The organism is Nocardia sp. NPDC059195, assembly GCF_042754695.1.
Classification (GTDB): Bacteria; Actinomycetota; Actinomycetes; order Mycobacteriales; family Mycobacteriaceae; genus Nocardia.
The window spans coordinates 73,953-86,308 of record NZ_JBHZBG010000008.1; the positions used below are offsets into that span (position 1 = coordinate 73,953).

Genomic DNA, 12,356 nt, shown 5'->3' on the forward strand with positions numbered 1-12,356 from the left:
CTACTCCGCGATGATCACCCGGACTTCACCGTCGGCCGCGTCGGTCGGATCTACCGCTGTGACGAACCAGTGGGTGACCTCCCCGTCCGCCAGGTCGTCTTCGACCGAGCCGTTGGGCAGGACCGACAGGGCGCCCGCGGTGGACGAGGCCAGGAATTCCTGGATGGCGGCCGGGCCGGAGGCGTGGGTGGTGTAGGTGGTGCATTCGTAGTCGATGCCGTGTTCGTCGCGGAGGCGTTCGGCCATGGCTACCGCTTCGGACTGGTCGAGGACCGTGGCGTTCTCGCCGGAGACCGATACGAAGGCTGGGTGGTTTTCGGCGAGCGGGCGGACCCGGTCGGCGTAGGAAACCGGATGTGCGGCGGCAGAGGTGATGTCGGCCTCGATGTCGGGCAGGACCAACCACTGGCCTGCCACGCCGGCGACCGGGGTCGCACTGACACCGAATGCCGCTCCGGCAGCGGCGATCTCGACGCCGGGGAGTTCGCCGGCGAACAGTACCGCGGCACCCGCCTTGTGGACCGCCCAGGCGGCGAGGACCGAATCCACGCTGCGCGGCAGCGAGATCGCGACCACGTCGCCGGGGCCCGCACCGCGGGCGATGAGCACGCGGGCCAGCTGCGAGGACTTGCGATCCAGTGCGCTGTAGGCGATTTCGCTGTCGCCACGCAGCAGGGCGGGGGCCTGCGGGTCGGCTTCGACGACCTCGGCCAGCACCTTCGCCACTGTCTGCGCGCCGACGCCCGTCGCGACCGGGGCCGAAACAGCGGCTGTCACACCGGAATCGGCGAGCAGCTGAGCCCGTTCGCTCGCGTCGAGGATGTCGATGTCGCCGACCAGGCCGGTCGGGTTGTCGAGCAGCTCGTCGAGCACGCGCAGCAGGCGCTGCGACAGCGTACGAACCTCGTCGGCGGTGAAGGTGCTGGTCAGGTACTTCATCGTGATCTCGATGGTCGACTCGGCCATCACCACCAGCGTGAGCGGGTAGTGGGTGGCGTCGTCGAGGCCGACACCGGTGACCTGCATGCCGTCGATCGAGCTCGCCGCGGTGACGGCGTCCTTGTCCATCGGGTAGGACTCGAACACCACCAGCGTGTCGAACTGCGAGCCCATACCGGCCACCCGCTGGATGTCGGACAGGCCGACGAAGTGGTGGCTGAGCAGTTCGGCCTGCTCGGACTGCACCCGCTGGGTCAGCTTCTCCGCGGTCATCCGGTCGTCGATCTGGATGCGCACGGGCAGGGTGTTGATGAACAGGCCGACCATGGACTCCACGCCGGGCAACTCGGCCGGGCGACCGGAGACAGTCGCGCCGAACACCACGTCGTCACGGCCGGTGAGGCGCCCGACGACGATGCCCCACGCGGTCTGCAACAGCGTGTTCACGGTGACACCCAGTTCACCGGCGAACTTGCCGAGCGCCCTGGTGCGGTCGTTGTCGATCTCGACGATGACCTTGCCGAGTTCGTAGCGTTCCTCGGAGCGCGGCGCGGGCGCGAGCTGGGTGGGGGCTTCGACCCCGGCCAGCGCTTCGGACCACACCTGCAGCGACACTTCACGATCCCAGCCCGAGAGCCAGGACAGGAAGTTGCGGTAGGACGCCACGCGCGGGAGCGCGGTGAGGTCACCGTGCACCGCGTACAGAACCAGCAGGTCGCGCATGAGCAGCGGCATGGACCAGCCGTCGACCAGGATGTGGTGGACGGTGATCGCCAGGTGCGCCTTACCCTCGCCGACCGTGTAGAGGCCGAAGCGGATCAGCGGCGCGGTGGCCATGTCGAACTGGTTGGCCTGGTCGGCGAGCAGCAGCTGGCGCATGCGTGGCATCCGCTCGTCTTCGGGCAGGTCGGTGAGGTCGACCTCGCGCCACGGCACCTCGAGCTCGGAGAGCACCAGCTGCGCGGGCTGCCCCGCCGAATCGGTGACGAACGCGGTCCGCAGGTTCGGGTACCGGTCGAGCACGGCTTGGGCGGCCCCGCGCAACCGCTGGGTGTCGAGGGTGCCGGTCAGGTCGAGGACGGCCTGCACGGTGTAGACGTCGACGGTCGCCGAGCTGATCATGGCGTGGAACATCAGGCCCGCCTGCAGCGGCGAGAGCGGCCAGACCTCCGACAGCGCCGGGTAGTCGCGCTCCCAGAGCTCGATATCGGACTGGCCGACCCGCACGAGCGGCATGTCGGACGGGGTGAAACCACCCGCGTCGGCACGCTGCGCGTGGGTGGCGAGCGCGGTCAGCGCGGCCACGAACAGATCGGCGAAGCCCTGGGCCTGTTCGACGGTGAGCAGCCCCTTCGGGAACGCGATGTTCGCGCCGAGCTGCGGGCCCTCGTCGCCGTCGTTGACGATGGCGTTGATATCCAGCGTCGCGTTGGCCGGCATGTCGAGGTCCATCTCGGCGTCGAGCTGGCCCAGGTCCGCCACCGGCACCCAGCCGAGTTCGGCGAGCTCGGCGGGGATCTCACCCGCGGTCGCGCGGCCGAGGTAGTTGAAGCTGATCTGGCCGACGCTCGGCAGATCCGCGCCCTCGGCGGTCAGGTACTTGAGCATGCCGTAACCGATGCCCTTGTCGGGCACGGCCAGCATCTGCTCCTTGACCGACTTGATCACGTCGGCGAGCACGGCGCCACCGGCGAACGCGTCGTCGAGGTCGGCGCCTGCCAGGTCGAGGCGGACCGGGAAGGCGGTGGTGAACCAGCCGACCGTGCGCGACAGGTCGGCACCGGCGACGATCTCTTCCTGGCGGCCGTGGCCTTCCAGCTTGATCAGCGCCGCGGTGCCGGATTCGTCACCGCGCCACCGGGATACGGCCAGCGCGAGTGCGGTGAGCAGGCCGTCGTTGACGCCGCCGTGGTAGAGGCCGGGGATCGCGGTGAGGACCGCGTCGGTGACCTCGGGCGAGAGGGTGACCTGCACCCGGTCGACGGTGGCGAAGGTGTCGACCTGCGGGTCGAATGCCCGCGCACCGAGCCGCGGATCGGCGGTGGCCGAAACCTCGCGCCAGAACGGCAGTTCCGCGCGACGGTCCGTCGACTGCTCCACCAGGCTGTGCGCCCAGCGCCGCATCGAGGTGCCGTTGACGGGCAGCGCAACCTGCTGACCCGCCGCGATCTGACCCCAGGCCATGCCGAGGTCCGGGATCAGGATGCGCCAGGAGACGCCGTCGATCACGAAGTGGTGGCCGACGATGAGCAGCGCGTCGCGGCGGCGCGGGCCCTCGGCGGGCTCACCGAAGGCGAACCAGACGAACTGCACCATGGCGGCGCCTGCGGGATCGAGACGACCCATGGCCTTGTCGTATTCGACGCTGGCCAGCTTGGAGAGCTGATCGTCGGCGATGTCACCGGCGACCTCGACCCGGCGCACGAGTGCGGTCACGTCGACCTCGCCCGGCGCCAAAGCCTCGAAGACCCAGCCGTTCTCGCTGCCCGACTGATCCGCGCTCACGGGCGCTTCGGTACGAGCGACGCGCGAACGCAGCACGTCGTGGTGGTCGAAGACCGCACCGATGGTGGCGTGCAGGACCTCGGCGGTGATGTTCTCGGGCAGACGCAGCACCATCGACTGGGAGAACCGGTCGTAGGTGGAGCCACCGGCGAGGATCTGGCGCATGATCGGCAGCATCGGGATGTCGCCGACGCCGCCGCCCGGCAGTTCCTCGAGGACGATCTGTTCGGCATCGCCCGCGAGCACGGCGATCTCGGCGAGCCCTGCCACGCTGCGCTTTTCGAACACATCGCGCGGCTTGAAGAGCACGCCGCGGTCCTTGGCGCGCGAGACCAGCTGGATGGACAAAATCGAGTCGCCGCCGAGGGCGAAGAACGAATCGTCCAGACCGACGGCGTCGACTCCGAGCACCTCGGCGTAGACGGTGGCGATGATCGCCTCGACTTCGCTTGTCGGCGTGCGGAACTCGCGCGGGGCGAGCACCGGCTCGGGCAGTGCGCGACGGTCCAGCTTGCCCGCGGGGGTCAGCGGGATCTCGTCGAGGACCATCACCGCGGCGGGCACCATGTGCGCGGGCAGGTGCTGTGCCGCGTACTCGACCAGGGCGGCCGGGTCCACGGCGCGTCTGGCGGGCCCGGAGGAGGTAGCGGAGCGTGACCCCGCAGGGCCCTCAGGCTCGCCGTCATCGACAGAGCTGGCGCGCACGTAGGACACCAGGATGGTCGCGCCCGCGTCGGTCTTGCGGCCGATGGTGGCGGCGAACTCGACGTCGTCGTGCGCGGTGAGGACCGCGTCGATCTCGCCCAGTTCGATCCGGAAACCGCGGATCTTCACCTGGAAGTCGTTGCGGCCCACGTATTCCACGACCGGCTTGCCGTGCACCGTGCGCCAGGCGACGACGTCACCGGTGCGGTACAGGCGCTCGCCGTCGGCGTACGGGCTGGCCACGAAACGCTCGGCCGTGAGGCCGTGGCGCGCGTGGTAGCCGCGAGCCAACGGGACACCGCCGAGGTACAGCTCGCCGGCCACACCTTCGGGCACCGGACGCAGGCGACTGTCGAGCACCAGCACGGTCGCGCCCGCGATCGGGCCACCGATGTTCATGGTGTCGCCCGGCAGCAGCGGATCGGACAGGTTGGTGGCGATGGTCGCCTCGGTCGGACCGTAGGCGTTGTAGAACCGGTGGTGCGCCGGGTCGGAGCCCGCGCTGTGCCAGTTCGCGACCAGGTCGACGGGGGCCTTGTCGCCACCGACGATCAGCGCTTCGAGTCCGGCCAGCGCCGCGGGTTCCATCGACGCCGCGACCAGCGGGGTGAGGAACACGTGGGTGAGCTGCTGGCTGGCGATGATGTCGGCCAGCTCCTCGCCGCCGACCACACCGATCGGCGTGATGACGAGGGTGCCCGCCGAGCCGACGGCCAGGAGGAACTCGAGGATCGAGGCATCGAACGACGGTGACGCGAAGGCCAGGGTCCGAGCGTTCTTGTCGAGACCGAACTGCGCGACCTGGGCGGCGGCGAAGTTGGGCACACCGGCGTGGGTGACGACGACGCCCTTGGGCAGGCCCGTCGAACCCGAGGTGTAGATCATGTAGGCCGTGTTGCCGGGGCGGACCGCGCCACGGCGGTCGGCCTCGGTGATCGGGGCGTCGGACTGTGCGGCGATCGCGGCCCGAGTGGCCGTGTCGTCGAGTGTCAGCCAGTCACCCAGTGCGGGCGTCGGCAGGTGGTCGACCTCGGCCGATACCGTAATGCCCAGTGCCGCACCGGAGTCCGACATCATGTGCGCGATGCGCTCGGCCGGGTACTTCGGGTCGACCGGCAGGAATGCCGCGCCGGTCTTGATGACGGCCCAGATCGCCAGGGTGGTGTCGAGCGAACGCTGCAGGGCGATGGCGACGACCGTTTCCGGTGCCGCACCGCGCTCGACGAGCTCGCGGGCCAGGCGCGACGAGGCCGCGTCGAGCTCGGCGTAGGTCAGCGACGCGATCGACTCGCCCTCGGTCGACACCGTCGTGAGCGCGCCGATCAGACCGCTGTCTGCCGACTCACCGGGCGCGACGACGGCCTGTCCGGTCGGGTTGGCCGCCACGGCCTGCGCCAAAAGCTCCGGCAGTGTGCTCACCGAAGCGGCGGGACCGCCTGTGCGAGTGAGCAGTTCGGTGCGCTCGGTGCCGTCGAGGAGTTCGAGATCGCCGACCGGGGTGGTGGTGTCGGCGACGACCTCGGCGAGCAGACGCTGGAAGCGCTGCGCGAACTTCTCGACTGTCGACTGGTCGAACAGCGCACTGGCGTAAGAGAACTCGGCGTATGCACCAGCATCGTCACCGGCCGCTGCTTCACGCACGGTGAGCAGCAGGTCGAACTTGGCCGTGTCGACGTCGAAGTCGACGGCCGAGACCGACAGACCCGGCAGCTCGAAGCTGGCGTCGGGCAGGTTCTCGAACGACAGCGCCACCTGGAACAGCGGGTGCCGCGCGGTGGAGCGCTCGGGGTTGAGCAGTTCCACCAGGCGCTCGAACGGGATGTCGGCGTGCGCGAAGGCGGCCAGGTCGGCTTCCTTGGCCTGGGTCAGCAGCTCCGCGAAGCTCAGCTGCCCGCCCACCTGCGTGCGCAGGGCCAGGGTGTTGACGAACATGCCGATCACGTCGTCGAGTTCGGCCTCACCACGGCCGGCGATCGGGGTGCCGATGACGATGTCCTCGGTGCCCGACATGCGCGCCAGGAATACCGCGAGTGCGGTGTGCACGACCATGAACAGCGTCGCGTTCTGCTCGCGGGCGATGGCGGACAGCCCGGCGTGGATGTCGCCGCCGATCGGGAACAGCACCCGGCCACCGGCGAAGGACTGCGTGTTCGGACGCGGTCGATCCAGCGGCAGGTTCAGCTCGTCGGGGACACCGGCGAGTGCGCGCTTCCAGTAGTCGGCCTGCTGGGCGACCAAGCTGGTGTCGTCGGTCTCGGCGCCGAGGACCTCGCGCTGCCAGACGCTGAAGTCGGCGTACTGCACCGGCATCGGCGCCCAGCCCGGCGCCTCGCCTGCGGCACGGGCGGCGTAGGCGATCATCACGTCGCGGGTCAGCGGGCCCATGGACCAGCCGTCGGCACTGATGTGGTGGGCGACGAAGACGAGGACGAATTCCTCGTCGGCGACCTGCATCAGCTTCGCGCGCAACGGAACTTCGTCGATCACATCGAAGCCGGTGGAGATCAGCTCGGCGATCTTGTCTCGAACCTGTTCGGGAACAACGGTTTCCGGTGTCAAATCCGGAATATTGCCCTCGACCGGCAGGATCACCTGGTGCGGGGTGCCGTCGGTCGACGGGTACACCGTGCGCAGGGTCTCGTGCCGCGCGAGCACATCGGCGACGGCCAGCTGCAATGCCTCGACATCCAGCGCGCCCGACAGTCGGACGGCGACGGGGATGTTGTTCACCGAGGACGCGGTGTCGAACTGGTTCAGGAACCACATGCGCTGCTGCGCGAGCGAGAGTGGCACCTGCTCCGGGCGCGGTCCGGCGACCAGCGCACGTCGCCCACCGGCGCCCGCACCCTGCTCGACCTTCACCGCGAGACCGGCCACCGTCGACGCCTCGAACAGCAGGCGCACGGGCACCCGGCTGTCCAGTGCGGCACCGAGGCGGGCCGCGACCTGGGTGGCCAGCAGCGAGTTGCCGCCGAGGGCGAAGAAGTCGTCGTCGGCGCCGACGCGCTCGGCGCCGAGCACATCGGCGAACACGCCTGCCACGATCTCCTCGATCGGGGTCGACGGCGCGCGGAAGGCCTGCGCCTCGAACTCCGGCTCCGGCAGCGCCTTGCGGTCGAGCTTGCCGTTCACGTTCAGCGGCAGCGCGTCCATGACGACGAACGCGGCAGGCACCATGTACGACGGCAGGCCGGCGGCCAGCGTCGACTTGACCAGTGCCACATCGACTTCGGTGGCTCCACCCACCGTCGCCCCGGCGCCGACCAGGTACGCCACCAGGCGATCACCGGTGCGCGGGTCCGACTTCGCAACCACCGCGGCCTGCGCGATCTCTGGCAACGCGAGCAGCGCGGCCTCGATCTCGCCGAGCTCGATCCGGAAGCCACGGATCTTCACCTGGAAGTCGGTGCGGCCGCGGTAGTCGAGTTCGCGGTTGTTCCAGGCCACCAGGTCACCGGTGCGGTACATGCGGGTACCGGGGGTGAACGGGTTGGCGACGAAACGATCGGCGGTCAGGTCGGGGCGACCGAAGTAGCCGCGAGCCAGCTGCGCGCCTGCCAGGTACAGCTCACCGGCGACACCGTCGGGCACCGGGCGCAAGCGCTCGTCGAGCACGTAGACCTGGCTGTTCCACTCGGGCGAACCGATGGAGACCGACACCTGGTCGGCGGCGTTCACGCGGTGCGAGGTGATCGAGACCGCGGCCTCGGTCGGGCCGTACAGGTTGAACAGCTCGGTGCGGCTGAACTCGGTGCGGAAACGCTGGGCCAGCGAGCCCGGCAGCGCCTCACCGATGGCCAGGACCCGCCACAGCGAATCGGGGATCCCCGCGGCGAGCAGCGCGTCGAGCATCGACGGCACCACGTGCAGGGTGGTGACCCATTCGCGGGCCATCAGTTCGTTGAGGTAGGCCGGGTCGCGATGGCCGTCGGCCGAGGCGATCACCAGGCGGCCACCGCAGACCGCGGCCGACCAGAACTCCCAGACCGAGAGGTCGAAGGTGGCGGCGGTCTTGAGCAGCACCGCGTCGGCCGCGTCCATGCCGAACTCGATCAACTTCCACTGCAGCTGGTTGGCGATCGCGCCGTGCGCAACGGCGACACCCTTCGGCCGACCGGTGGAGCCGGACGTGAAGATCACGTACGCGGTGTTCTCCGGACCCAGCGGTTCGGTGCGCTCGGCATCGGAAATCGGTGCGGCGCCGATCGATTCGAGGTCGAGCTCGTCGATGCGGACCACGGGCGCGACATCGGTGGCGAACTCGGCGTTGGTCAGCACGCAGACCGGTGCCGCCGTCTCGAGGATGTAGTCGGTGCGCTCGGCCGCCTGATCGGGGTCGACCGGCACATACGCGCCACCGGACTTGGCCACCGCGTACATCGCGACAACCAGATCCACCGAGCGGCGCATGGCGAGCGCGACCCGGGACTCCGGACCCACACCCAGCGAGATGAGGTGCCGTGCGAGACGGTTCACCTTCGCGTCGAGTTCGGCGTAGGTGAGCTGGGCACCATCGTCGGTGACCAGGGCGGTCGACTTCGGGTCGGCGGCCACCGACGCGTCGAGCAGCGAGACCAGGGTGGCCTCGGTGTCGACCGCGTAGGCGGTGGCGTTGCGGGCGTCGAGCACCTGAGTGCGTTCAGCCGGTGCCAGCAGCTCGATATCGCCGACCGCGGTGCGCGGGGTGGCGACGATCGCGCCGAGCAGGCGGACGAAACGCTCCACGAAACCTTCGACCGTGGCGTGGTCGAACAGGTCGGTCGCGTAGGTGAACAGACCCGAGATGCCTTCGGGCTCACCGGCATCGCCGTAGCGGTCGGTGGCGATCAGGTGCAGGTCGAACTGCGACAGCTCGGTGGCGATGTCGAGTCCGGAGACGGTCAGACCCGGCAGTTCCAGGGTGGCGCGACTGAGGTTCTGGAACGACAGGCCCACCTGGAACAGCGGGTGCCGCGCGGTGGAGCGAACCGGGTTGAGCACCTCGACCAGGCGCTCGAACGGCACGTCGGCGTTGGCGAACGCCGCGATGTCGTCCTCGCGCTGGCGGGCCAGCAGCTCGGTGAAGGCTTCGCCGCCGTCGACCTTGGTGCGGAACACCAGGGTGTTGACGAACATGCCGATCATGTCGTCGAGCGCGGCTTCGCCGCGACCGGCCATCGGGGTGCCGATGGCGATGTCGTCGGTGCCGGACAGGCGCGCGAGCAGCACGGCGAGGGCGGTGTGCACGACCATGAACAGCGTCGCACCCTCGGCGCGGGCCAGTTCGACCAGCGCACGGTGGGTGTCGGCGTCGATCTGGACGTCGACCTTGCTGCCCGCGAAGGTCTGCACCGCGGGGCGCGGACGGTCGGCGGGCAGGTCGAGCTGATCGGGCAGATCGGCGAGGGCCTGCTTCCAGTGCGCGACCTGCTTGGCCGCCATGGACTCCGCGTCGTCCTCGCTGCCGAGGAGGTCGCGCTGCCAGATGCTGTAGTCCGCGTACTGCACGGCCAGCGGCGACCAGCCGGGCTCGGAGCCCATCGAGCGGGCCGCGTAGGCGGTCATCAGATCGCGGGTCAGCGGGGCGACCGAGGATCCGTCACCGGAGATGTGGTGCACGACCAGGGCGAGCACGAACTCATCGGTGTGCTCCACGCGGAACAGCGCGAGCTTCAGCGGCACCTCGACGGTGACATCGAAGCTGGTCGACATCAGTTCCGCGACCGCCGATTCCACCTCGTCGGCGGCGACGGTGCGTTCGATCAGCTCCGGCGCGGCCTGCGCGGGCGACAGGATCACCTGTGCCGCACCCGATTCGGTCTGCGGGTAGACGGTGCGCAGGATCTCGTGGCGCGAGACCAGGTCGGTGACCGCGGCACGCAGCGCGGCCACGTCGAGGTCACCGGTGAGCCGTACCGCGACCGGGACGTTGTAGGCCGCGGACTGGGTGTCGAAGCGGTTGAGGAACCACATCCGCTGCTGTGCGAGCGAGAGCGGGATGTGCTCGGGACGCGGACCGGCCGTGAGCGCCTTGCGATCTCCGGTTTCGGCGTGCTGCTCGACCCGATGAGCCAGGGCAGCGACCGTGGACGCCTCGAACAGCAGGCGCACGGGAATCCGGGTGTCGAGCGCCTCGCCGAGGCGGGCGGCGACCTGCGTGGCCAGCAGCGAGTTACCGCCCCAGGCGAAGAAGTCGTCATCGAGGCCGAAACGCTTGGCTGTGCCGGATTCAGCCGCTCCCGAGGGCCCTGCGTGGTCACGCTTCGCTACCGCCTCCGGGCCCGCCGGTCGCGGCTGGACATCGAGGCGAAGGACCTCGGCGAAGGTGGCGGCCACGAGCTGTTCGCTCGGGCTCACCGGCGCGCGGAACACGGCCTTCTCGACCTCGGGCTCCGGCAGCGCCTTGCGGTCGAGCTTGCCGTTGGCGTTCAGCGGCAGCGCGTCGAGCTGCAGGAACACGGTCGGAACCATGTACGACGGCAGCTCGGCGGCGAGGGCGGTGCGCAGCGCGAACTTGTCGACCTCAGTGCGATCAGCGGCCGAGCGAGACGGCGCGCCACTGTCGGTCGCGACGGCGGCGGTCTCCTCGGAAGCGGTTCCGGCCACGACATAGGCGACCAGCCGGTCGCCGACGACAGGGTCGGTGTGAGCGAGCACGGCAGCCGACGTGATGCCCGGCTGACGCAGCAGCGCGGCTTCGATCTCGCCGAGTTCGATACGGAAACCACGAATCTTCACCTGGAAGTCGGTACGACCCCGATAGTCCAACTCGCCGTCGGTGTTCCAGGCGACGAGGTCACCGGTGCGGTACATGCGCTCGCCGGTCACCGCGAACGGATCGGCGACGAACCGGTCGGCGGTGAGATCCGCGCGACCGTAGTAGCCGCGCGCCAGCTGAGCACCGGCCAGATACAGCTCACCCGAAACACCCACCGGAACCGGACGCAGACGCGAATCCAGCACATAGACACGGCTGTTCCACTCCGGCACACCGATCGAGACCGACACCTTGTCCGCGTCCGTCACCGCGTGACTGGTGATCGAGACCGCGGCCTCGGTCGGGCCATACAAGTTGAACAACGCGGCGGCATTGGCCGTGCGGAAACGCTGCGCGGTCACGGCCGGCAACGCCTCACCGATCGCGAGAACACGACGCAACGTACGCGGCAGTGCCGCACCGGATTCGGTCAGCAACGCATCCAGCATCGAGGGCACCACATGCAACGTGGTGACGGCGGTAGCCCGCATCAGATCGTTGAGATAGGCCGGGTCACGATGACCATCAGCGGTAGCGACCACCAGACGAGCACCCGCGACAGCGGCGGTCCAGAACTCCCAGACCGACAGGTCGAAGGTCGCGGCGGTCTTGAGCAAGACCGCGTCATCAGCCCCGATACCGAATTCAGCCGTCTCCCACAACAACTGATTCACGATCGCGCCATGCGAGACCGCGACACCCTTGGGCTTGCCGGTCGAGCCGGACGTGAAGATCACATACGCGGTATTCGCAGGGACCAGGGTGCGCCCGGTGATCGCGGCATCGCTGACACCGGCCAGGTCGAGCTCATCGAGGACAACCACTTCAGCTGCCGCTGTACTGAATTCGGCGTTCGCCGTGGTCAGCACGACAGCAGGTGCGGCCGTCTCCAGGATGTAGTCGGTACGCTCGGCAGGCTGATCCGGGTCGATCGGCACATACGCCGCGCCCGTGCGTGCCACCGCGTACATCGCGATGACCAGCTCGGCGGAGCGGCGGATAGCCAGGGCTACCCGGTCTTCGGTGCCGATCCCGCGCGAGATCAGGTGCCGCGCAAGACGGTTGACCTCGGCATCGAGTTCGGCATAGGTCAGCTCACGACGACCGCCAACGATGCGGCCGGCGGAACCGACATGTGCGCCCATCAGGCCCTCGGAGGTACCGGCCGACGCAGTCACGTCGGCGGAACCGCCGTCGGATTCCGAGCCATCAATGACCAGAGCGATCGTGTCGGATTCTGGTTCATCCACAACCAGCGCGATCGCGTCGGGCGTGGCTGCCACGGTCGCGTCGAGCAGCGAGACCAGAGTGGCGTCGGTGTCGACCGCGTGCGCGGTGTCGTTCCACGCCGTGACGATCCGCTCGGCTTCCGGCGTGGTGAGCAGGTCGATATCGCCGACCGCGATGGTGGCGTCGGCGGCGACCGCGTCGAGCACCAGCAGGAAGCGGTCGGCGAAGCTCTGGACCGTCG

Annotated in this window: 1 protein-coding gene (only partly in view); it reads right to left on the bottom strand. The window is 69.3% G+C overall.

What is annotated here, in order from left to right; genetic code table 11:
• Window positions 1-12,356, bottom strand: the final stretch of a protein-coding gene (locus tag ACFXKN_RS13040; RefSeq protein ID WP_379433021.1) for a non-ribosomal peptide synthase/polyketide synthase. Its footprint extends 32,215 nt past the window's final position; the window shows 12,356 of its 44,571 coding nt (coding positions 32,216-44,571); the start codon falls outside the window, past its right edge; the stop codon is at window positions 1-3.